Source organism: Shimia sp. R9_2, from assembly GCF_017743735.1.
In the GTDB taxonomy this organism is placed as follows: domain Bacteria; phylum Pseudomonadota; class Alphaproteobacteria; order Rhodobacterales; family Rhodobacteraceae; genus Shimia.
Genome location: NZ_JAGHRO010000001.1, coordinates 551,417 through 574,188, shown reverse-complemented (window position 1 = coordinate 574,188; position 22,772 = coordinate 551,417). Strand labels below are relative to the sequence as shown.

The following is a 22,772-nucleotide window of genomic DNA, read 5'->3' as shown; positions in this document are numbered from 1 at the left end:
AAAGACCCCACATGACCTTTCAGCAGCCCCAGCTTGACACCTCGCCAAAAGTCTCTGACGAGGTGCGCCAGACAACCTGCTACATGTGCGCCTGCCGCTGCGGCATCAACGTGCACATGAAAGACGGCAAAGTTGCCTATATCGAGGGCAACCGCGATCACCCGGTGAACAAAGGCGTGCTTTGCGCCAAAGGCTCTGCCGGGATCATGCAGGTCAACGCGCCCTCTCGCCTAAAAAAGCCTCTCAAGCGGGTTGGCCCGCGCGGCTCTGGCGAGTTTGAGGAAATCAGCTGGGAAGAGGCGCTCTCAACGGCGGTGGGCTGGCTCACCGAATTGCATGAAACCGCGCCGCACAAGCTTGCTTTTTTCACAGGCCGCGACCAATCCCAGAGTTTCACAAGCTTCTGGGCGCAGCACTTCGGCACCCCCAACTACGCGGCCCACGGCGGCTTCTGTTCGGTCAACATGGCTGCCGCAGGCATCTACACCATGGGCGGGGCCTTCTGGGAATTTGGCCAGCCGGATTGGGACCACACCAAACTCTTCATGATATTTGGCGTGGCTGAAGACCATGACAGCAACCCTATAAAAGCTGGCATCGGCAAAATCAAAGCACGCGGCGAAAAGGTGATCGGCGTAAACCCCGTGCGCTCCGGCTACAACGCCGTGGCCGATGAATGGGTCGGCATCACGCCGGGCACCGACGGGCTTTTCATACTCGCGCTCATTCATGAACTGATGAAAGCGGGCAAAATCGATCTGCACTATCTCGCGCAATACACCAACGCCGCTGTGTTGGTGGACGCCGAAACCGGCCTGCTGATGCGCGATGCCGATGGCAAAGAGCTGGTGGTGGATCGCGCGACTGGCAAACTCACCCCCTTTGATCAGAAAGGCGTGCGCCCGGACCTCTCCGCCACATATGAGGGCAACAAAACCGTCATGCATCTCATGGCGGAGAAGTACCTTGATCCACAATACGCCCCTGAAGCGGTGGCCGAGCAAACCGGCATTCCTGCTGCCAAGATCAAAACCATCGCCGCCGAATTGGCGCGCGTCGCCTTTGACGAAGCCTTTGAACTGGATCAGGAGTGGACAGACTTCCGGGGCGAAACCCACCAGACCATGACGGGCCGCCCAGTCAGCTTCCACGCCATGCGCGGGATCTCTGCCCACTCTAACGGTTTCCAGACCTGCCGCGCGCTGCATGTGCTGCAAATCCTTCTGGGCACAGTCGAAGTCCCCGGCGGCTTCCGTTTCAAACCGCCGTACCCTAAGCCTGTATCGGCGCACCCGACGCCGCATGGTTATGGCCGCCCCGGCAAACCGCTGGCAGGGCCGCACCTCGGCTTCCCGCGTGGACCAGAAGATCTGCAGATCAATGAGGACGGCACCGCCTGCCGGATCGACAAAGCCTTTACTTGGGAAAATCCCATGTCGGTGCATGGCCTCATGCATATGGTGATCTCAAACGCCCACGCCCAGGATCCTTACCCGATCGACACGCTGTTCATGTACATGGCCAACATGTCTTGGAACTCCACGATGAACACCTCCGGCGTGATCAAGATGCTGACCGACCGCAATGACGACGGCGGATATCGCATCCCGCGCATCATCTATTCCGATGCCTACAGCTCAGAGATGGTCGCCTACGCCGATCTGATCCTGCCAGACACCACCTATCTGGAGCGCCACGACTGTATCTCACTGCTCGACCGCCCAATTTGTGAGGCCGACGGCGCGGCAGATGCCATCCGCTGGCCTGTGGTGGAGCCAGATCGCGATGTGCGTGGCTTCCAATCTGTGCTGATAGAACTTGGCGCACGCATCGGTCTGCCGCATTTCCTCAACGAGGATGGCACACCCAAGTGGAAGGACTATGCCGACTACATCGTGAACCACGAACGCCGGCCAGGCGTTGGCCCGCTTGCAGGCTTCCGTGGCGAAGACGGCGATCAATTTGGCCGCGGCGAAGTGAACCCAGACCAACTTCAACGCTACATCGACAATGGCGGCTTTGCCATCGAACATGTGCCTGACAATGCGCTCTACATGAAGCCGTGGAACCAGCACTATCAGGACTGGGCAGTGCAGATTGGCCTCTATGACGCGCCTCAACCCTTCCTCTTCCAGCTCTATGTGGAACCGATGCGCAAATTCCAACGCGCCGCCGAAGGCCACGGCGACATCCAACCACCAGATCACCTCCGTGACCGCCTCAAACAAGTCATGGACCCGCTCCCGATCTGGTACGCGCCGCTCGAAGACGCCCGCGTGGACCCCGAAGAGTTTGACGTCCACGCACTCACGCAACGCCCCATGGCGATGTATCACAGCTGGGGCACGCAAAACGCTTGGCTGCGCCAGTTGCACGGAGAAAACCCGCTCTACCTGCCGACCAAGCTTTGGGAGAAACATGGCTTTGCAGAGGGCGACTGGGCGCGCGTGACGTCTGCACATGGTGAAATCACCGTACCCGTCGCCCATCAGGCCGCGCTCAACGAGAACACCGTCTGGACATGGAACGCCATTGGCAAACGCAAAGGCACTTGGGCGCTCGCTGACGATGCACCCGAAAGCAACAAGGGCTTCCTGCTCAACCACCTGATCCACGAGCTACTCCCCCCCAAAGGGGACGGTCTACGGTGGGCCAACTCCGATCCGATCACCGGACAGGCCGCATGGTTTGACCTGCGTGTGAAACTCGAAAAAGCGCCGGTTCCGGTGACTGCCCAGCCCACCTTTGCACCGATAAAGTCTCCGGTGCCTCACGGCCCTAAAACGCTCGCATGGAAGGTCGGCAAATGAATATGATCGCCTTTCAAAAACCGAGAATCCGCACCTACGCGATACAGCCGCAATACCGACGCAATACAGAGGTCAAAACATGACTGATCTCCCCACCCAAACCGACCGCAAACTCGGCCTCGTGATCGATCTGGACTCCTGCGTCGGCTGCCATGCCTGCGTGATCTCCTGCAAAGGCTGGAACACCGAAAATTACGGCGCGCCCCTCAGCGATCAGCGCCCCTATGGCACCGAGCCCATGGGCACTTTCCTCAACCGTGTACACAGCTATGAGGTTCAGCCAGAGCAAGGCAGCGCCCAAACCGTCCACTTCCCAAAATCTTGTTTACATTGCGAAAATGCGCCCTGTGTGACCGTCTGCCCCACGGGAGCCAGTTATAAACGCGTCGAGGATGGTATCGTCTTGGTCAACGAGGATCACTGCATCGGCTGCGGTCTCTGCGCCTGGGCCTGCCCCTACGGCGCGCGTGAATTGGACCAAGAAGGAGGGGTGATGAAGAAATGCACCCTCTGCGTGGATCGTATCTACAATGAAAACCTGCCGGAAGAGGATCAAATCCCTTCCTGCGTGCGCACATGCCCAGCCGGTGCCCGCCACTTTGGCGACCTCTCTGATCCGAACTCAGATGTCAGCCAACTTGTTGAAAGCAGAGGCGGGTTTGACCTCATGCCGGAAATGGGCACCAAGCCCGTGAACAAATATCTGCCTCCACGCCTCAAGGATTCTTGGGACGATCAAAGCCTTCTGGCCCCACTCTTGGACCCCGTTGCAGAGGAGCCAACCGGCTTCCTCGGCTGGCTCGACAAAGCCCTTGATAAACTGCCCGGAGGCACTGCCTGATGCATCCCGCCCCATCCGTTATCATCTTCTCCACTCTCTCCGGTCTCGGCTTCGGCTTGCTATTCTGGCTTGGTATTGACCTTACCCCACCTACCGGAGGCGTGGCTTTTGCCTTCTTTTTCATAGGCTTTGCTCTTGCTGTGGGTGGCCTTTTGTCTTCCACCTTCCACCTTGGCCATCCGGAACGCGCCTGGCGTGCGCTCAGCCAATGGCGGACCAGCTGGCTCAGCCGCGAAGGTGTCTGCGCAGTCGCCGCGCTCTGCGTGTGTGGGCTATATGCGCTCTGCCTGATCTTCTTCGCCTCCCATATCGCTTTTCTGGGCTGGCTTGGAGCACTGCTCTCGCTGCTCGCCGTCTTCACCACATCGATGATCTACGCGCAGCTCGACACGGTCCCCCGTTGGAAAACCCCTTTGACACCAGCGCTTTACCTCAGTTTTTCACTGGCTGGCGGGACACTGTTGTCAGGCCGCACGACGATCGCCATTGCTTTACTAACCGCAGCCGCGGCGATCCAAATCCTGTGGTGGCTGCGCGGTGACAATGCCCTCAAAGACAGTGGCACAGACATGGGAACTGCAACTGGTTTAGGCGAACGCGGCACGGTGCGCTCCATGGCGCATCCGCACACCGCGCCGAACTATTTGGTCAAGGAATTCATCTACATCATCGGCCGAAAGCACGCTCAAAAGCTGCGTGTGATCGCCTTTGTCCTGACCTTTGCGTTGCCTCTGGTGATATTGGCGCTTTTGCCTTTCAGCCACATCTTGGCCGCCGTCGCTGTGCTCAGCCATATCGCAGGCGTAGCCACATCGCGTTGGCTCTTCTTTGCAGAGGCCGAGCACGTCGTCGGCCTCTACTACGGCATGCGTTAACGCGCCTTCCCGCGCCAGGTATCAAGCCAGGCGCGGAACCGACCACGTTTTTCCGTAATATTGTCCCCAGCTGCATCCCAGCTGTCCGCCACATCATCCAAAACAGGATCAATCCGTGCCTCGCGAAACCGCCGCCACCGCACATAGATCGCCCAGAAAAGCGCTGCCAGAAGCGTCAAGAATATGATATTAAACCAAGGGATAATACGCATGTCCGGCCCGGTTGCTGGCTTGATAGACACCGCATTTGGAAAGGCAGAGAAAAACTCATTGCGCCAGCCGTAATGGGTGATCACTACCCACTCCGGTGCATCCTTGGTCGAAACCGCATCATTGGCCTCAGTGTAAAGGTTCGCCGTGTCAAATTTGAAATACGGTGGCCAGCTCCAGCCGGTATCCTCATTGCGGTACACACGCGCTTTGTCTTTGCCATCAAAGCCCTGCAAGAACTGCACATCGCGGTTGATCAGCCCTTCTGATTGCGTGTCAGGCTTGGACCAGAAAATCCGTGTCCAGTCGCCCAACTCCTGCCGTTCTTCATAGGTGCCAACAAGGCGCACAACGTCATGCTGCGGCAGCGTATAGTGCAACCAGGCTGCCAAACCGCCCCAAAACAGGATCCGGAAAATCCATTTTACATAAACCATTTAAGCCGCCTCTACATGAAGTTGATGACATAGATAAGGATCGCAACACAGGTCACTGGTACAATATAAACACCCAAAATCAGTTTTCGACGCAAAGAGCCATCATACTCTTGCAGCCCCTGTTCGATAAATGCGTCTTTGTCACCTGTCTTCCCCTCTTCGTCCCATTCTGCACGCAGCTTAGAGCGCCGCACCGCACGGCTGTAGAGCGACAGGCAGACATAGATAATCGTCAGCACGACGAAGCCGATAACGATCAATCGTGGCATTTTCTACCTCCTCACCGCACCCCAAGGGCCAACCCGCGCGATCATATCCTCGCTGGCGCGCCGCCGCACGCGCGGCATCTCCAACGGGAGCTCATGCCCAAACAGCGCCTCTCGCGCCCCCGCCTTGTCCACCTGATACTCACGTTCCAGAAAATCCGCGACAAAGCTCTTCTTGGTCTCTGACCAACCCTGATAGAGACGATAAAATACCTCTTTGTGGCAGATGAAGAGTTGGCGAATGTCCTTTGGCGCCAGCTCAGACAGCAACATGTTCACAAGATCCGATTGATCCGTATCTGTGGCACGCAATGTGTAGAAATAGGCTGGGTGATCGCTGGTGATTTTAGGCCAGGGTCCATTGTGTTCTGCCCAGGCCACGATTTCGCGAAGCGCGTGATACTCCGGCGGCAAAGCCTCGGCATGTGCACGCGCCAAGCGGCGAATGTCACTGCGGGTTGCCCCTGTCAGATCAACGCCCGCATCCTGCGCCGCATCCACGACGATAAAATCCATTTTCTGGCGCAGGATTGCAACGCCATCTACACCGCGCGCTTTCACAATCGGCTCCGCCAAGCCGTTCAAATCCAAAAATTTGGCAATCTGATTGCGGTCGGAAAAATCAAAGCAGTATTTGACAGACAGCTTCCGCAAAGTGGACCTGTCCTGCGCGGCGATCACCGCAGGATGATCCACGCCCCGGAACAAATACACGCCGCCAAAATGCGCGGTCCAATAGTCCAGCTGATCAAACGCCATATGTTTGAGAGTCACCGGATTGCGCGTCACGTCACCGGTGCGTTTGGCCAGCGTAATCATATCCGCGATCAGCACATCATCAAACCAGCCGTCTTCTTCCTGTTTGAACCGATCCGCCAGCGCCCCAAGCTTTGCAGCATCGCGCAGCGTGCCTGCCGTAGTGTCCGCTTCAATCGTGACCTGCCGAATGTCCAAAAGGCGGCTTGGCTCGCTCACAGAAAACACCGAATTCACCAGTTCCCCTGCCACTGCATCTCGGGCGGTCAGAGCAAAGAGTTGTTGTTCATTTTCTTCAATAAAGTGGCGGAGAATATCGCGACTGGTCGAAAACTTCGCATTCAGGAGCGGCGCGGTTTTCTGATCTGTGGTCAACAGGATGAACTGCCGATTGCAGCCGCCGTGATTTAAGTAGAGATGATCATCGAGTTCGTCGCCGATCTCAGGGCTATAACCTGAGATATCGACGTGGAAATCGCTGAGGCCGCTGGTTTTGCCCGTCAGATGTTTCAATGCGCGATTGTAGCGTTCCACCAAAACCGGGGAAGCCACCTCAATCAGGTTGCCAAACATCAGGCCGCGTTGGATCAATCTATGCATTCTTGCTCTCCACCATCACCGATCCCCCGCCGCGATATCCTGTCCGCGCCGAGCCTCAACACCTTGTGCTTGGCTAAACCATACGAGCCCCAAAATCGGTCCCCAGACGATCCCGGTCATCAGCGACAGCCGCACATGCACCCATGCCGCGCCCAGCGGATCAATCTCAAAATGCCCCACGGCCTCAAACCCGCGCATCTGGGTGACGGCGATGGAGATCATGAAACCGAATGCCACCAGAAATGCCGCAGTCAGCGCGATGCCATGCAGCAGCTTGCCATGTGAGCGCGTTTCGCGATCCACCAAAACCCGCGGCAGCAGTACGGCCAGTAACCCCAACACGGCCAATGGCACCAAAGTGTTCCAGAACCCAATTGTATCAATCACAAACATCAGGTTTTGCCTTTCAGATAGCGCTGTTTCGCCGCCTCAGTGCGGCCCATGTCGCGCACCATGGCCTCTATCGCCGCCTCGTCGGACTTATCGGCATAGCGGAACTCGCTATCGGCATAACGGTTGATCTCTTGCACCACCATCTCGGTGGTGATCGGAACACGCAGCTCCGCGATCATCGCCTTTTTGGTGTCGTAGTCCTTTGTCAGGAACAGCTCGGGCTGCTCCATCCATTCGTCGGGCAATTCAAAATCCATCGCCCGCACTTTCACCGCGTCAGTGATGTTCTTGATGGCGCGTCCCGTGAAGCGCTGGTCGGCCTCTTGAATGGCCTTCAGATAGGTGCCCATCTTGGCAATCGTATCAAGATCACCGACTTGCCCCTGAACACGCTCAAACACGTTGAGCAGCCCTTCCTCATGGGGGCGGTTGTGGCTTTCAAAACTGGCGGCCACCGCTTTCTGAATGGCCTGCGCTTCAAACAAATCGTGATCGCCCAGCGCAATGTCATGGTTCTTGCCCATCAACAGCGCGAGGATGTCGATGTAATCCTCCCGCGTCTGCGGCCCATCCACCAGAAACCGCGCCCCTGCCCGCTGGCGCAGCGCGTCATCCACATTTTCGGGGTAGTTGGAAAACATCCCAAAAGTACAGTTGCCGCGCACCACCGTATTGGCCCCGGCAAAGGCCTCCATAAAGACAGCTGTGACCTCCTGTTGCCCGGCCGAGCTCTGCCGGTCTCCGCGTTTGCCCGCGATCTGGTCAATGTCATCAATCGTGCCAAAGCCAATCACCTGCGGGTCCAGCACATTGGCCACAAAGGATTTGGCATTCTGGCCCGATTTGCCCTGATAGCTGTCGATATTATCGATGCCAAAATTCTGATAGCGGAAAGCATAACCCGCCACCTGACAATAATCGTGGATCATCCCCGCCATCATCTGAATGAGCGTGGTTTTACCCGTCCCCGGCGCGCCATCGCCCATGAAGGTAAAGATGAATCCCCCCATTTCGGCAAAGGGATTCATACGCCGCTCGAAATCATAGGCCATCAGCATCTTAGCGAGCTTCATCGCCTGATATTTGGCGATATGGTTGCCCACGACCTCGTTGGGCTTTTTGAAACTCATGGTCAGCGCGGAGCCTTTGGCCGCGCGCGCAGGCGTAAACCCGTTGATCGTCAGATCATCCGCTTCAACCTTCCAGCTCGCGCCAACAAATGCGCCCAGTCGTGGCGCATTCTGGGCACGTAGGGCCAGCTTCTCCATCAACTGCTCGGAAAATGCGCAGACACAGGCGACCAAGCGATCTTCGCTGCTGACCAGCGTGGCGATGTCCTGATCCAGCTCCCAAAGTGCGCCATGCAGCGCCAGCTGCGCGTTGTCGGTCAGGATCTCTTCGACCTCGCCCACCTCAACCTGCGTTTCGGCGAGATGCGGCGCGAGTAGGAAAGCACTCGCATTGGCAAACACATAGCTCACGGCCAGTGCTTCCGCTGCCAAAAGCTCAGAGAACGTCGTCTTCTTATCTGCGCTAAGACTGCCCGCCAGATTGTCTCGCTTCAGATCGGCCAGACCCGCCGCCTCAGAAAAATTCTCTCCAACCGCCAAGGCAATCGCCAACGCCCGCCGCAGAGCGTGCAAAACATTGGCCTGCACCGGCGACACCAGCGGGTCTTCCACACCTGCGCCCTCGATGCGATCCACCAGATGCACCCCCTCGGGTCGCGCAGTTGAACGTGTCACCAAACCCGGCGTGGTCGAGCGAAACCGCCGCCGTGTGCCGATCCCACTGGAGCGTTCCGCCGCCGGTACCATGTCTTTGCCTTTGGCAATACGCGGCGTGTGGTCAAAGCCTGCAAGCATCTGCGCTGCGGCCTCATAGTGCTTGCGAATATCCTCTTCTCGCAGCTCCATCTGATCACTTGTCAGGCTCATACTAGGTCACACCCCAAACTTCATTCTGCCAAAAATGCTCACGCCGCAGGCTTGGCCTGCAGGGCCAAATCAATACCTCAGCACCCGCCCCTGCGGGCTCACCACATATTTGTTCACGCTGCCAAATCCCGGCGGGTTCAGCTCTTCCAGCGCTTGAAAAGGCCGCTGCGGCAAAACAATCGAGCGCTCCATTCGTGTGGCACCTGTGTCCGCCCCTCGCCCGGCGAAAGGGTCGAGCGCAAAGATCTGCCGCTCCACCGTACCAAACCAGCCAGAGCGCTCTGACTTTACGTCTTCGCTCAGCAGTTCCTCAGTGGTCCAAGCCAATGCCCAGTCTTCCCCTTCCGGTGCCCGTGCCGCCTCAAGCACATCGCGGATTGGCCCGCTCTGCCGTGTGAAAGCGCTGGAATACATCGGCCCCACATGCAGGCGTCGCAGGCGCTTGGGGTGCAAATCATCAAAACTCTCATCAAAGCCCTTGGCAATTGTCAAAAGTTTCAAACCCGCCATCGCCTGCGCCATCAGATGCGCCTGCACCTCTGGCCAGCGCCTCTCATCCTTGGCCAAGGCCCGCTTGCCGGTGTCCTCTAGCTCCATGAGGTAGATCGTCGGCAGATTAACCTGACTGTCATAGACCGCCCAATACAGCAGGAACTTGCGCCGCCGCTCAGAGAGATTGCCCAGCCACAGCACCTCAGGATGGTTCTGCGCCCAGAACAACTCTCCCTTGAGCAGCTCCTCATAATAGAGCCGCTGGCTCAGCGCGAATTGCAGCCTGGTTGGGATCTCCTGATCGCCGATAATGGTGCGCAGCATGTCGTTCTTCAGCGTCTCCGCATCCGGCATATTGCGCAAATGGCTTTCTGCCTGCTGGGCATCATTGGCCATCACCAAAAGCTCATTGAACATCGGAAAGCCGCTTTCGACGGCATCCATTGCAAGGCTGCCGAAAAACTGCCCGGTCTGCCGCCCCACCAGCAGGTACTTCATGCTCAGCGCTTTGAACGTGTAGCCAATCGCGGCCAGATAACGCGTGAGGATTTTCACCTCATCGGCGCGCATCTCCCCCTCCGCCTCACGTGTCGCAGCCACCTGCGTCAAATGCTCCGTGATCCGCGCAAACTTCTGAAAATAGCGACGAGATACGCGGGTATCCATCAGGGCGTTTTGGTCTTTGGTTGTGTCGTTCATTTTCCTTCTCCGAGACACCCTGTGTCACGGATCGTGACCAACTCAGATTTCGATTCGTGGCAGGCGGACCATCTTTCCGAAGGCGTACGCGGATTTAAGTAGGCAAACATTGTTCCATCCACTTCTATTCGCGCCAACCTCAGTGGCGTGTCCTACCGTTTGCATCGACGTGTAAAAACCATTGCCAAGCCGGAGCGAATGGAGGTTCCACCAAACTATATTGAAAGAAGGAAGGATCACTGTAGGACAGCTTAACTTTCATGTTTCGACGATGCGGCAAAAGTTCGAATTGAACAAAGGCCCGCACGCCCCATCTTACGAATACTCCCAAAAATAGAGTCACTCCCGACAGCGTCAGGAGGATAAAAAACGCTATAGTCCTTGTCTCCTCAACTTCAAAAAACATCGGAAACGATGACGGTTCGATACTCAATTGAGTGAGCGCAAATGCGCCAGCGGCACTCAAGAGACCAATCACTGCAGTGATAGAAAGTTGCGCGCCGAAACTCATGCCCCATAGAGGTTCTTGTCGTGCTTCTCGACGATCTTCTGGAACCGTCGGGCAAAGCGTTCATCCGCCTTGGCCTTGGCCGCCAAAACATCACGTGCAAAGACCATGTGTTCCTCATGGGCTTCCATCATATCCGCCATGCGCTGGTTGGTGGCTGTACCAATTGCGGCCATGGAGGCCTGCGCCTCTTTGTCGGTTTCCACGCCAATCTCGTTGATGCGGTGCGCGATGTCCTGCTGCTGCGCAGTCTTGAGCGACTTGGTCAGCGCGTCATACAGCACCACACGCTGCCTTGTGTCGGTCTGCAGCTTGTTGATCAGCACCATCTGTGTCGCAGCCTGATTTTGCAGACTGTCGACCCAGGTTTTGCCTTTCTCGATATAGCGCTCCAGCGTCTGGCTTTTGGCCAATTTCACCTGCTCTTGTTGCACCAACTCATTGTAGGCCTTATTCAGATCGGCCAGTTCGGTCTCAAGCTTCGTGCGCGCGGCGGCGTCCTGCTCAACTGCAATCTTGTTCTCCAGCGCGATGATCTGAGGATCCATACCAAGGATCTCCGCACGCAGGTTTTCCAGCTCGCCCACAGTGAATTCGCGCTCATCTAGCGTCTCGGTGAGATTGTCTTCAACCTTCACCTTCTGCTCTTCCAGCACGGCCAGCTGACTTTCTAGTAGCTTGGTGATTACATCGGATTTCGCAATCAGATCCTGCAGCTTATCGTCAATATTGGCGGTCTTGATACGCTCTGCCCGCATCGATTCTGATTTGCCGCGGCTAAAGATGCCCACAAAACTCTCCCAGCCGGTTTTGTCCCGCATCTGGTCAAAGTCTTTGGAAAACGCCGCCGTCACATCGTCAAGGCCCATGATCAGCTCAGCGATATTGGCGTTCATCACTTCGGTATGGGCATGCACGTCTTCCAGCGTTGCGTTCTCGATATCGATCGCAACATCATCGCCGGTTTTCATCTTTTCACGTGCCGCATCAATGCGGCCAGTCAACTCCGCAATCTTGCTCTGTGCCGTCGCAACCTGCGCCTGAGATTCGCGCACTTGGCTTTCAAAATTCGCCATCAAACACCCCTTATTTTCTAATATCTTGAAGCGCATATGGGGAATGTTACGCCCATTTACATCGCCTCTGTAGTCAATTCGGGCAAACTGTTGCAAATGTGCACGCTAATTAAAAGAGGAGAGGGCGACTAATACCGCTATAAGGCGATTGATTTTAGTGCTTGCCATACAGTTCCAGGGCGAACAAAGCACCCGCGGCAACGATCCTAACAGCAAGAATTCGACAAAGATCTTTGGAGTTGTCGCGCCCCGTAAGGCGCGACATCAAGATTATCCAACCACGTTGAACTCAGGCCCGTAAGGATAGCCGGTGATATTCTCGTTTCCGTCCTCGGTGATCACAAGAATGTCATGCTCACGGTACCCACCAGCACCAGGCTTCCCGTCGGCAATCGTCAGCATCGGCTCCATAGAAATCACCATGCCCGGCTCCAGTACCGTGTCGATGTCCTCGCGCAATTCCAAACCGGCTTCGCGTCCATAGTAGTGACTCAACACGCCAAAGCTGTGGCCATAGCCAAAGGTGCGATATTGCAGCAAATCGCGCTCCGCAAAAAAGGCATTGATCTGCTCGGTTACCTCGGCGCAGCTCGCACCAGGTTTCAGCAGAGAAATCCCCAGCTCATGCGCGCCGACATTGGCTTCCCAGATTGCAAGGCTCGCTGGATCGACCTCTTCCACAAACATCGTGCGTTCCAGCGCTGTGTAGTAGCCGGAGATCATTGGGAAGGTGTTGAGCGACAGGATATCGCCACGCTCAAGAACACGCCCCGTCACAGGGTTATGTGCGCCATCTGTATTGATGCCCGACTGAAACCACACCCAAGTGTCGCGATACTCGGCACCTGGGAAACGTTTTGCGATCTCAAGCTCCATCGCGTTCCGCCCGGCCATGGCAACGTCAATTTCGCGCGCGCCAGCCTTCACAGCGTCACGAATGGCATACCCGCCCACATCCGCAACCGCAGCGCCCGCGCGGATCAACTCAATCTCTGCTGCACTCTTATGCATACGCTGCCGCATGGTTTGTTCATAAAGATCAACCATACTCTTTGGCGCAAGGAAACTGTTCAGCTTGTTTTGCTGCAGCAGGGTCAGGTGATCCCCCTCATAACCAATCACTGCGCTCTCGCCAGTGATCGAGCGGATCGCCCGCCAGTAGTTGTCCCGTTGCCAATCAGTGTAGGTGATATTGTCACCGTAGCAGCGCCGCCATGGCTGCCCCGCATCGATACCCGCTGAAATCGTCACACAGTCTGTCGGTGTCACCACCACGGCATATGGTCGCCCGAATGCGCAATAGGTGAAGCCGGAGTAGTAGGAAACATTGTGCATAGAGGTGAAAACCGCGGCATTTACGCCAGCCTCCACCATAATCGCGCGCAGACCAGCCACGCGGGCCTCATATTCGGCCTCCGAAAACTGCAACGGCGCTTTCTCGCCATTATGAAACCGATAAAATTCAGGACGTGATGTCATGTTGACCTCCGATCAAAGAGGTCCCGGCGTTCAGGACTGTAAAGAGTGTGGCGCATTCCTCACGCAGAATGTGGCGACGCCATCGCCAATGCCTGCGAAAGTCATGCCAAAGGAACACCGCCTCACGCAACAAAAATCCAACAGTCGGCGCGCGCAGATCCTCTTGCGCCCAAATTCAAGGCGCCTACTGTGAGCGCAAAGAGGAGATCGCTGATGCAAACCGGAGCCAGAAACTTGATCACCGATGTGGCTGGGCTTCGTGTCGGCAATGCGCAGGATGCAGTGATCAAGACCGGGGCCACCGTGTTGGTTGGCGATGCTCCCTTCACCTGCGGTGTCAGCGTGATGGGTGGCGCACCGGGCACGCGCGAAACCGACCTTCTCGCGCCTGACAAAACCGTTCAGAAAGTTGATGCGCTGACTCTTTCGGGAGGTTCGGCCTTTGGTTTGGATGCCTCATCCGGCGTAGCGGATGCCCTGAGGTCCGCTGGACATGGCTTTGCCGTCGGCGATCAGAACGTCCCCATTGTACCGAGTGCCATTCTTTTTGACCTGCTCAACGGTGGGGACAAAAACTGGACCGAAAATCCCTATAAACACCTCGGCGCGGAGGCGCTCGCCGCAGCGTCCGAAAACTTCGCAATGGGCTCCTGTGGAGCCGGGACCGGAGCCACCCTGGCCAGCAACAAAGGCGGTCTGGGTTCTGCATCGATGGTCTTGCCGTCCGGTCACACAGTGGGTGCACTGGTGGCTGTTAACGCGCTTGGCGATGCATCTCCAGACGGCCAACACTTCTGGGCGTCCCCTTGGGAAATCGGCGGCGAGTTTGGCAATTTGGGTCTGGTGTCCACTTCTCCCTCCACCTTACCAAACACCAAGCTTTCCAGCCACAACACCACCATTGCGATTGTCGCGACCGACGCAGACCTCACCCAAGCACAATGCACACGCATGGCCACCGCTGCGCACGATGGAATGGCCCGCGCCTTGGTGCCTTCGCATACCCCAATGGACGGGGATCTGATTTTTGGCGTCAGCACAAATACGAAGCCGCTCGAAGCAGAAGTTGCCGACACCCTTTGGCTCGGCCATGCCGCAGCCACCTGTCTGGCCCGCGCCATTGCGCGAGGCGTCTGGCATGCGCGTCCGGCCGAGGGTGATACGGTGCCCTGCTTTAGACCCTAGCGAAACGCCATCCGCGCAAAATCACTCTGAGGGTCCGCCAAAACGTCGATGACGTCGAAATGGTGCCTGCCACCCGCCACAAAGAGATCACAGCTCCACGCTTCCGACAGCCAGCGTGCCTGATCCAGGAACACGGGCCGTTCATCCGCACCGACCCAGACAGTCACATCGATACCTTCTCGCGGTATTCCAAACACGGGGCTTTCCGTAGCGCATTCCGCAGCGTCCAACTTCAAATCCGCATTCATTGCGGTCTTCATCAACGGACGCAGGTCAGACACCGGTGAAATCGGCACCACACGCGTGATCCGACTTGAAACAGCCTCCGAGAGCACACCTTCACAGGTCAACCGCGCCACCAGATGCCCGCCAGCCGAATGCCCCGCCAAAATGATCGGACCTTCAATCATTTCAGCCGCTCGATTCACTGCTTGTGCAACTTGCGCTGTGATTTCTGCAATCCGCACATTTGGAGCCAAGTCATAGGATGGGAGCGCAACGGCCCAGCCATGCGCCACGGCGGCGCGCGCAAAATGGCTCCAGAAAGACTTGTCAAACCGCAGCCAATAGCCGCCGTGCACAAAGACAAACAACCCTTTGAGTGAGCCCTCAGGCCGGATCAGATCAAAGCACTGCCGCGCGCCTTCTCCATAAGAGACGTCTATTTCCGCCGCCATCTCCGCTCGGTAAGCGGCAGCCTCCTCAGACCAACGTGGCGGATAGGCATCTGCCCCCTCGATATAAGCCGCATTGGCGTAGGCATCATCCCAGTCCATATCGCTCTCTCCCCCGAAATCGTTCACAAGTTCGCCACCACTCTGCGTGATCTGGCGTATCTCCACAAACCAGTTTTTAGCTGAGACGTTCGAAACAGGCTTTCGCATATCTGTCACAGATCTGTTGCCACCGCGTCATATAGAGGTGCGACCTGCAAGCCGTTAACCAACACGGAGACTTCAAATGTTGCTGCGCAGCCTTTGTTTGACGTCGGCCTTGGCACTGACTGCAGGTCACGCCGCCGCAGAAATGAACTTCAATCGCATAGCCTCTTTCCCAGTGGTCAAAAACATGGCCGAAGGTGAAGACACCAAGCGCGAGACTTCCCCGGAAATTATCGCCGCCACTGCGGACGGCATGACGCTTGTATACACCGACAGCCCGCTGGGCGTTCTGGGCCGTATAGATATCGCTGATCCGACCGCTCCCAAGCCGCTCGGCAATGTGGCTCTTGAAGGCGAGCCAACATCCGTTGGCGTGCTTGGCGAACTCGCCATTGTTGGCGTCAACACTTCCGAGAGCTACACGCAACCATCCGGCGTGCTTCAGGCCATCAACATCGCAGACGGCTCAGTTAAAGCCTCTTGTGATTTGGGTGGACAACCCGACAGCGTCGCCATCGCACCGGATCAAAGCTTTGTCTCCGTAGCCATTGAAAACGAGCGTGACGAAGATCTAGGTGACGGCCGCACAGGCCAAATGCCAGCCGGAATGCTGGCCATGGTCGAACTGAAAGACGGCACACTGGCGTGCGACACACTGCGTATGGTCGACATGACCGGCCTCGCTGAGGTCTCTCCAGAAGATCCAGAGCCAGAGTATGTCTCCATAAACACGCTTGGCGAAACTGTGGTGACCCTGCAAGAAAACAACCACATGGTGGTTGTCTCCAAAGACGGCGAGGTCATCTCCCATTTTTCCGCTGGAGCTGTTGATCTTGAAGGCATTGACGCGACCGATGAGCGTGGTGCGCTGATCTTCACCGAAAGCCAAGAGGGCCGTCTGCGCGAGCCTGACGCTGTGGCGTGGATTGACGACAATCACTTCGCGACAGCCAACGAAGGTGACATGGACGGCGGCTCCCGCGGCTGGACGATTTTCCACAAGGACGGCACCGTTGTCTACGAAAGCGGCACCGATTTTGAACGTGCCATCATCCAGATCGGCCACTACCCAGACAAACGCTCTGACAGCAAAGGCGTTGAGCCGGAGAGTGTGACTTTCGCAACCTTCAACGGCACGCCATATGTGTTTGTTGGAGCGGAACGCGCCTCTGTTGTCGGTGTCTATGACGTCACCAATCCAGCTGAACCAGTTCTCAAACAGCTGCTGCCCTCCGGCGTTGGCCCGGAAGGCTATGTGGCGATCCCAGAGCGCAACCTGTTGGTCTCTGCCAACGAAAAAGACCTGATCGAAGATGGCGGCGCACGTGCGCATGTGATGCTGTTTGAATATCAGGACGCGCCAGCAACCTATCCACATCTCACCTCTGAAGGTGCAGACGAGTTGATCGGTTGGGGTGCGCTCTCAGGCATGGTCGCTGACAAAAACGGCATCGTCTGGGCCGTGAATGACAGCTTCTACGGCTTTCAGCCCTCCATCTTCAAAATCGACACCACCCAGACGCCAGCCCGCATCATTGATGTGATCCGCGTACACCGTCAGAACGGCAGCCCAGCGCAGAAGATCGATATGGAAGGCATCACGCTGGATGGCAAAGGTGGCTTCTACGTGGCTTCCGAAGGCCGCACCGACCGCGTGATCCCTCATGCGATCTATCATGTGTCCGCCGAAGGTAAGATCAAAGACCGCAAAGGCGAGATTGGCCTTCCTGCAGAACTGATGGCGGTGGAAAAGCGTTTTGGCTTTGAAGGCATCACCAAAGTTGACGACACGCTCTGGATGGCGGTGCAGCGGGAGTGGAAAGATGACCCGAAAAACCACGTGAAACTGGTGGCCTATAATCTGGAAACCAAAGAGTGGGGCGCGGTGCATTATCCAAAAGCCGAACCCGCGACTGGTTGGGTTGGGCTGTCAGAAATCGTGGCACATGGCGATTGGGTCTACATCGTGGAGCGTGACAACCAACATGACCACCGTGCCGTGACCAAGAAAATCTACCGCGTGCCTGCGTCTGAAATGGTGCCTGCCCCTCTTGGCAGTGAGCTGCCTGTAGTCACCAAAACTCTGGTGCGCGACCTCCTTCCAGATCTGACCTCCACCGGAGGCTACGTTCTGGATAAAGTCGAAGGCCTAGCCATTTTGGAAGACGGCACCGCTTTTGCCTCCACCGACAACGACGGTGTGGACGATCATTCTGGTGAAACCATGTTCCTCAACATTGGCAACATCGAACCGGCTGCCAACTGATCTGATCCTCCCCGTCAGACAGTCAGAGCCCCGTTGCTTAAAAGCGGCGGGGCTTACTTTTTCATACTGACGAGCGTCAGGTACCCCGCCACGCTCAGCGCCGACAGGCTTCCACACCAAACCAGAGCTTTTTGAAATCCCATAAGATCCGCCAAAACACCCACTCCTCCAGCACCGAGTGCAGCACCACCTGCAGCGATCACCGCCCACAGGCTCATCACACGCCCACGCATGTCATCTTCAAGATCTAGCTGTATGGCCGTCTGTGTGGAAATCGCGGTCAAGGTAGTGACATAGGAGATCCCTGCCGCCACTGCCAAGGCTATTTGCCAAGTTGGCGCTAGGCCAAGGAAAGCCACTAGGAGCAGCCCTAGAACGATTGCCAATCTGGTCAGAAGCGGTAGGCGACCTGGCGCTTGCGGTGGCAGAGCTGCCTTGGAAAACCCGCCTAGAATGGCACCTAGCCCAGTGACACTCATCAAGGCGCCCAGCCCGTCCGCGCCGCGCGCGAACACGCCATCAGCCAAAGGCGGCAAAACCTCCAGCGCTCCGCGTGCCACCAGGGCCAGCATACCAGCAACAAACATCGCTTCGCGCACTGCCTTAACCTGCCAGACATAACGCAGCCCTGCGCCCAGTGCTTTGAAGAAGGGCTCCTGCGCACCGCCGCTTTCCCGCCTTGGTCGCAGGCTCAGACGGGACAAGACAACCAGATAAGGTACAAACAAAAGCCATTGCAGCAACAGCGTATGCGCCACGCCTATCTGCGCAATCATCACCCCACCAACAGCCGGTCCTACCATCCGCGCGATGTTGAAGTTGATCGCGACAATCGTGACCACCGAACTCACATGCTCTCGCCGCACCAATCTCGGTGTCATTGCCATCCGAACCGGATGGCTCGCCGCGATCAACACGCCAATCAAGAATGCAAACAGAGCTAACAGAAACGGCGTGATCCACCCCAAAGCCACAATCGCCCAAAGCGCCGCGCACAGGAATATATTGCCCCCCTGCACCATCAGCATTGCGCGCTTTACGTTGACGCGATCCACCCAAACACCCACCAGCGGCGACAAGACAATCGCAGGTGCGAACAGTAGAAGCGCGACGAATCCGACAAAACTCGGCGAACCCGTCATGTCCCAGGCCAGCCAGCTCATAACGATCCGCTGCATCCAGATCGCAAGCAACCCAAAGGCCGCGCCAAACACATAGGCGCGGAAATTTCCGGATTTCAGAGCGCCTAAATTCACGCAGCCACCAAGTCTTTTGAGAACCCGGCGACTGTGGAAGCTTCACCTGCGAACTGCAACCGAACATGCAATAACGCGCGCCTCAATTAGAGACGCGCGCCTGACAACAAGGGAAGAAAGTGTTTGTCAGTTTTTGAGCGGTCAGTTCACGGCTTTGGCGTCAACCACATCCTGCTCCACGGCCTTGCGGGCGCCAGTGGAAATCTCAATCCGGCGCGGTTTCAGGGCCTCTGGGATTTCACGCTGCAGTTCGATGTGCAGCATTCCATCCTCATGGCTCGCGCCGGTTACCCGAACGTGGTCTGCCAGATGGAAACGACGTTCAAACGCGCGGGTCGCGATACCACGATGCAGATAGGTTTTCTCTTTGCTCTCTTCGCCTTTTTTTGCGGTCACGATGAGAGCGTTCTGTTTGACCTCAATGCTCAGGTCGTCAGCCGAAAAACCGGCGACTGCCAGCGAAATGCGATAAGCGTCATCGGCGGTTTTTTCGATGTTGTACGGGGGGTAGCTCGGCTGGGCGACGTCGTTGGACAGAACACGGTCCATCATGTTTGCCAATTGGTCAAAGCCAACGGTCGACCGGTACAGCGGAGCCAGATCAAAAGTGCGCATGGGTTATCCTCCATTGAGCGACAACAATATGTAAGTGCCTTCCATTCGGACAGGCGGTGTAAACGAGACCCGATCATCGGCGCCTCGTTACATCTCATTTGGGGAGGCTTTTCAGCGTTTCAACCCCCACCCGCGCGGACAAATTTAGCACCTGTTCCAGTGCGATTTCCGATCTGAATGCGCTTTGCGCCGTTGCTGACTTTGGTGACCGGCGCATCCCCCACGCGCATTCGGCGTTTCAGCTCCGCAACCGCCGCTGGAAGCTCCATACCGAAAGACATTTTCTCACCGTCAGCAGTGTAATCTCCCGCGGAAACCAAAGAAAGGATCCGCGCCCGATTGCCATAGCGCACAAAAACGGGTGCGCCTGAGGATCCGAAGGTCACGTTGCAATCAAAAGTGAGCAGCCCCCAAGCCCGCTCCAAAATGGCGCAATCACGCTGCCAGGAAATGAACTCGCTCCGCCCACGCCCATAACTCAAGATCGAAACCTTCTCACCTTCCTGCGGATCGACGTGAATGGCGAAAGGATTGGCTTCTGAGGTGGAGATCGGCGCAGACAGACGCAGCAGAGCGATATCATGGCGTATCATTTTGGTACTGATTTTGCCCCCGGGGGCATCTTCATACCTCGCATCAACAACCACACGGCTCACGCGGCGTTCCGCAAGCGCGTCTCCGTCTACATATCCCGCACGAAATGTCATCTGATCTGCAGGAAGTGGTCGCCCCTCATCGTCAAAAACACAATGCGCAGCGGTCAGCACTTGATCCGATGCGATCAATGCGCCCGAACAATAACCGCCGTTCTGGATGTCGAGCCGTCCGATCGCCTCCCAGCCTAACAAATCCCCGCGCGTCCGCAATGGCTGCAATCGCTCTTCCGCAAATACGGGCATCGCCGACAGCAAGCTCGCCATCAAGCACATCAGATAGGTTAAACGCATAAGAAACTCGTTTTTTGGGGGCAATCATCTACGGGCGCACAAATTTCGCGCCCGTGCCGTTTCTATCTTGCAAGGGTGTGAGGCTGCGCACCTGTGGTGACTCATCCACCTGCGCTGCAAACAACTCATCCAAGCTATGATCCAGCGCCGCCCCCAGCGCCACTTTGGTGCCACGCACCTCCGCTTTCGCGGCAACGACAGATGCGATACGCACCGCGCCGTCTTCAAACACAAAAACCGGCGCACCGCTGCTGCCAAAATCGATGTTGCACGACAGTACGTAAACACCCTTCTGACGCCCCATCACCCGACACATTTCCTGAAATGACGGTGCCTCAGCACGCCCAACCGCATAAGACACCACACCGATGCGGGACCCTTTACGAAGGGTATCTGCCGTCTCAAACGGAGTGATCTTGGTATTTCGGATCGGATGATGCAGTTCCAGCAGTGCAAGGTCATTTTGCACGTCCTCGATCTCAGTCTGACCGCTGTACCGGTATTTGGGATGCACGACGGCACGCTTTACCTTGCGATACGCCTCGGCACGCCCATTGCGCCAACCTGCGCGAAATTCGATCTGTGCCACGTCGTGACGGCGGCCTTTATCTTTTGAGTAAAGGCAATGTGCAGCGGTCAGCACCAATCCCGGAGCGACTAATGCCCCCGTGCAAAACCCGCGCCCGTCGATCTCCAGTCGGCCAACTGCCCCCCAGTCTCGGCTGTCCTCGCCGGTGTCAAGACGCCGCAAGCCCGTGTCTTGCGCCACGGCAAAGCTCGCAACACAAACAGAAAACAAACAAGCAATAAGCCGCGCGATCATACCGCCTCCACAAACTCCCCATAGGCCATATCGATGACCTAAGGCGGAAATAGGGCATGCGCATGACATGCCCTGCTTGCGGAGCATTATGGCGGTATCAGCGCAGGATGGGAATCTCCGGTGCACGTTTACCCGGCTCGGTGAGCGCGCGCGGCTGCGGACCACCGGTTGCCCAGTCCAAAAGCTCTACCGTATGCACAATCGGCACCTCGGTCGCTGATCCTATTTGCATCATGCAGCCAATATTTCCCGCTACGATAATGTCGGGATTTTTGGCCTCTAGCGCCCGCACTTTGCGCTCTTTCAACTTTCCGGAGATCTCCGGCTGCATCAGGTTGTAAGTACCTGCCGAGCCACAGCACAAGTGACTATCCGCCGGCTCAACAACCGTGTAGCCCGCCTTTTTGAGCAGGTCTTTGGGGAAGGTTTTGATCTGCTGACCATGTTGCAGCGAACATGCAGCATGATAGGCCACCACGGTTTGCTTATCATCGCCTTGTGGCAGATCGAGCTTCATCAATACTTCAGACACATCCATCGCAATCCCACTTACGCGAGCAGCATCCGCCGCCAACGCGACATTGCGGAACATATGGCCATAGTCCTTCACCGTCGTGCCACATCCAGACGTGTTGATCACAATCGCATCCAACCCCTCGCCATCCATCTCCGCACACCAGGCTTTGATGTTCTTGGCCGCAGTCGCATGGCTTTCTTTGGTTTTGCCCATGTGGTGGGTCAGAGCACCGCAACAGCCCGCCCCCTCGGCCACCACAACTTCGCAGCCCAGCCGCGTCAGAAGACGAATTGTTGCATCATTGATGTCAGTGTTCAGCGCTTTCTGCGCACATCCCGTCATAAGGGCGACCCGCATCTTTTTGTCAGCCATCGGAGCAAAGCTCTGTGGATCGTCATTCCGGCTCACGGGCGGAATTGATTTTGGCGCCATATCCAGCATCGCACGCAAACGCGCATCCGGCATCAGAAACCGGAAAGGACGGCCCAATTTAGCCCCGAGCAGCGCCAGCCGGAACCGCATCGGGTAAGGCAGGATTTGCGCAAGAATCCACCGCAAGGCCCGGTCACTGAAGGGGCGCTTGTAGTTGTTTTCGATATATTCGCGCGCATGATCCACCAGATGCATATAATGCACGCCACTGGGACAGGTGGTCATACATGCCAGGCAGCTCAGACAACGGTCTACATGTTTGACCGTCTTTTCATCCGGCACACGCTCGTTTTCCAGCATATCTTTGATCTGGTAAATCCGTCCGCGCGGGCTGTCGAGTTCATCGCCAAGCACCTGATAAGTCGGACACGTCGCAGTGCAGAAACCGCAATGCACGCAGGCGCGCAGAATTTCGTTCGCGCGTTGTGTGCCGGGATCTTTGAGTTGATTTTCGGTGAATGTCGTCTGCAT

20 protein-coding genes are annotated in these 22,772 nt (G+C 56.8%); 5 read left to right on the top strand and 15 right to left on the bottom strand.

What is annotated here, in order from left to right; all coding sequences use genetic code 11:
* The first annotated feature begins 11 nt into the window (after positions 1–11).
* The 3 genes from J7400_RS02665 to J7400_RS02655 all read left to right on the top strand — a co-directional run bounded on the left by J7400_RS02665 (position 12) and on the right by J7400_RS02655 (position 4,526).
* Entirely contained in the window at positions 12–2,810 is a 2,799-nt protein-coding gene (locus J7400_RS02665) for a molybdopterin oxidoreductase family protein (protein ID WP_209058701.1), read from the top strand.
* 79 nt (positions 2,811–2,889) lie between these two features.
* Positions 2,890–3,651, top strand: a complete 762-nt coding sequence (locus J7400_RS02660; RefSeq protein WP_209058697.1) for a 4Fe-4S dicluster domain-containing protein — start codon at positions 2,890–2,892, stop codon at positions 3,649–3,651.
* On the top strand, positions 3,651–4,526 hold the full coding sequence (locus J7400_RS02655; protein WP_209058693.1) for a DmsC/YnfH family molybdoenzyme membrane anchor subunit: 876 nt from the start codon (positions 3,651–3,653) through the stop codon (positions 4,524–4,526). Before J7400_RS02660 ends, J7400_RS02655 begins: the two co-directional genes overlap by 1 nt.
* Here J7400_RS02655 and J7400_RS02650 read toward each other — a convergent pair.
* From J7400_RS02650 to J7400_RS02610, 9 genes are all read right to left on the bottom strand, one after another.
* Positions 4,523–5,173, bottom strand: a complete 651-nt coding sequence (locus tag J7400_RS02650; protein ID WP_209058688.1) for a DUF1523 family protein — start codon at positions 5,171–5,173, stop codon at positions 4,523–4,525. The two genes, J7400_RS02655 and J7400_RS02650, sit on opposite strands and share 4 nt — an antisense overlap.
* A gap of 11 nt (positions 5,174–5,184) precedes the next feature.
* Positions 5,185–5,442 (bottom strand): hypothetical protein, encoded by a 258-nt coding sequence (locus J7400_RS02645; RefSeq protein ID WP_209058686.1) that lies wholly within the window; start codon positions 5,440–5,442, stop codon positions 5,185–5,187.
* A gap of 3 nt (positions 5,443–5,445) precedes the next feature.
* Entirely contained in the window at positions 5,446–6,795 is a 1,350-nt protein-coding gene (locus J7400_RS02640; RefSeq protein ID WP_209058684.1) for a DUF6638 family protein, read from the bottom strand.
* Between the two features lie 15 nt (positions 6,796–6,810).
* Entirely contained in the window at positions 6,811–7,188 is a 378-nt protein-coding gene (locus tag J7400_RS02635; RefSeq protein ID WP_209058675.1) for a hypothetical protein, read from the bottom strand.
* Positions 7,188–9,125, bottom strand: coding sequence for an ATP-binding protein (locus J7400_RS02630; RefSeq protein ID WP_209058673.1), 1,938 nt, complete (start codon positions 9,123–9,125; stop codon positions 7,188–7,190). Before J7400_RS02630 ends, J7400_RS02635 begins: the two co-directional genes overlap by 1 nt.
* A gap of 69 nt (positions 9,126–9,194) precedes the next feature.
* Positions 9,195–10,316, bottom strand: coding sequence for a hypothetical protein (locus J7400_RS02625; RefSeq protein ID WP_209058671.1), 1,122 nt, complete (start codon positions 10,314–10,316; stop codon positions 9,195–9,197).
* A 139-nt stretch (positions 10,317–10,455) separates the two neighbouring features.
* The gene (locus J7400_RS02620) at positions 10,456–10,827 is read right to left on the bottom strand and encodes a hypothetical protein (protein WP_209058669.1); all 372 of its coding nucleotides are present in this window, start codon (positions 10,825–10,827) and stop codon (positions 10,456–10,458) included.
* A complete protein-coding gene (locus J7400_RS02615; protein ID WP_209058667.1) occupies positions 10,824–11,900 on the bottom strand; it encodes a hypothetical protein in 1,077 nt (358 codons plus the stop codon). Before J7400_RS02615 ends, J7400_RS02620 begins: the two co-directional genes overlap by 4 nt.
* 270 nt (positions 11,901–12,170) lie before the next feature.
* On the bottom strand, positions 12,171–13,379 hold the full coding sequence (locus J7400_RS02610; protein WP_209058665.1) for an aminopeptidase P family protein: 1,209 nt from the start codon (positions 13,377–13,379) through the stop codon (positions 12,171–12,173).
* A gap of 213 nt (positions 13,380–13,592) precedes the next feature.
* Here J7400_RS02610 and J7400_RS02605 point away from each other — a divergent pair, with 213 nt between their 5' ends.
* Complete coding sequence (locus tag J7400_RS02605; protein ID WP_209058663.1) at positions 13,593–14,564, top strand: P1 family peptidase; 972 nt, start codon at positions 13,593–13,595, stop codon at positions 14,562–14,564.
* On the opposite strand, the gene J7400_RS02600 is transcribed toward J7400_RS02605, so the two are convergent.
* The gene (locus J7400_RS02600) at positions 14,561–15,340 is read right to left on the bottom strand and encodes an alpha/beta hydrolase (RefSeq protein ID WP_209058661.1); all 780 of its coding nucleotides are present in this window, start codon (positions 15,338–15,340) and stop codon (positions 14,561–14,563) included. The genes J7400_RS02605 and J7400_RS02600 overlap by 4 nt on opposite strands.
* 184 nt (positions 15,341–15,524) lie before the next feature.
* Between J7400_RS02600 and J7400_RS02595 the strand changes: the two genes are divergently transcribed.
* On the top strand, positions 15,525–17,711 hold the full coding sequence (locus tag J7400_RS02595) for an esterase-like activity of phytase family protein (RefSeq protein WP_209058659.1): 2,187 nt from the start codon (positions 15,525–15,527) through the stop codon (positions 17,709–17,711).
* Between the two features lie 53 nt (positions 17,712–17,764).
* Here the strand turns inward: J7400_RS02595 and J7400_RS02590 are convergent, their stop codons facing one another.
* From J7400_RS02590 to glcF, 5 genes are all read right to left on the bottom strand, one after another.
* On the bottom strand, positions 17,765–18,967 hold the full coding sequence (locus tag J7400_RS02590) for an MFS transporter (RefSeq protein WP_209058658.1): 1,203 nt from the start codon (positions 18,965–18,967) through the stop codon (positions 17,765–17,767).
* A gap of 141 nt (positions 18,968–19,108) precedes the next feature.
* The gene (locus J7400_RS02585; RefSeq protein ID WP_209058657.1) at positions 19,109–19,582 is read right to left on the bottom strand and encodes an Hsp20 family protein; all 474 of its coding nucleotides are present in this window, start codon (positions 19,580–19,582) and stop codon (positions 19,109–19,111) included.
* Positions 19,583–19,701: 119 nt separating this feature from the next.
* Entirely contained in the window at positions 19,702–20,529 is an 828-nt protein-coding gene (locus J7400_RS02580; RefSeq protein ID WP_209058656.1) for a trypsin-like peptidase domain-containing protein, read from the bottom strand.
* 28 nt (positions 20,530–20,557) lie between these two features.
* Entirely contained in the window at positions 20,558–21,298 is a 741-nt protein-coding gene (locus J7400_RS02575) for a trypsin-like serine protease (RefSeq protein ID WP_348540100.1), read from the bottom strand.
* A 151-nt stretch (positions 21,299–21,449) separates the two neighbouring features.
* Positions 21,450–22,772, bottom strand: coding sequence for a glycolate oxidase subunit GlcF (gene glcF, locus J7400_RS02570; protein WP_209058653.1), 1,323 nt, complete (start codon positions 22,770–22,772; stop codon positions 21,450–21,452).